The sequence below is a fragment of the Paraglaciecola sp. 20A4 genome (assembly GCF_011378905.1).
Lineage (GTDB): Bacteria > Pseudomonadota > Gammaproteobacteria > Enterobacterales > Alteromonadaceae > Paraglaciecola.
Map to the genome: position 1 here is coordinate 1 of NZ_WTPY01000095.1, position 648 is coordinate 648.

1 rRNA gene is annotated in these 648 nt (G+C 52.6%); it reads right to left on the reverse strand.

Annotated elements, in window-relative coordinates:
- Window positions 1-648 (reverse strand): 23S ribosomal RNA (locus GQS54_RS22990); the annotation flags it as partial.

A 648-nucleotide genomic window follows, 5' to 3' on the forward strand; every position in this document is an offset into this window, starting at 1 on the left:
CAGATAGGGACCGAACTGTCTCACGACGTTCTAAACCCAGCTCGCGTACCACTTTAAATGGCGAACAGCCATACCCTTGGGACCGACTTCAGCCCCAGGATGTGATGAGCCGACATCGAGGTGCCAAACACCGCCGTCGATATGAACTCTTGGGCGGTATCAGCCTGTTATCCCCGGAGTACCTTTTATCCGTTGAGCGATGGCCCTTCCATACAGAACCACCGGATCACTATGACCTACTTTCGTACCTGCTCGACGTGTCTGTCTCGCAGTTAAGCTGGCTTATGCCATTGCACTAACCTCCTGATGTCCGACCAGGATTAGCCAACCTTCGTGCTCCTCCGTTACTCTTTGGGAGGAGACCGCCCCAGTCAAACTACCCACCAGGCACTGTCCGCAACCCCGATAAGGGGTCAACGTTAGAACATCAAACATACAAGGGTGGTATTTCAAGGTTGACTCCACATCATCTGGCGACGATGCTTCGAAGTCTCCCACCTATCCTACACATGTAGGGTCAATGTTCAGTGCCAAGCTATAGTAAAGGTTCACGGGGTCTTTCCGTCTAGGTGCGGGTACACAGCATCTTCACTGCGATTTCAATTTCACTGAGTCTCGGGTGGAGACAGCGTGGCCATGGTTACACCA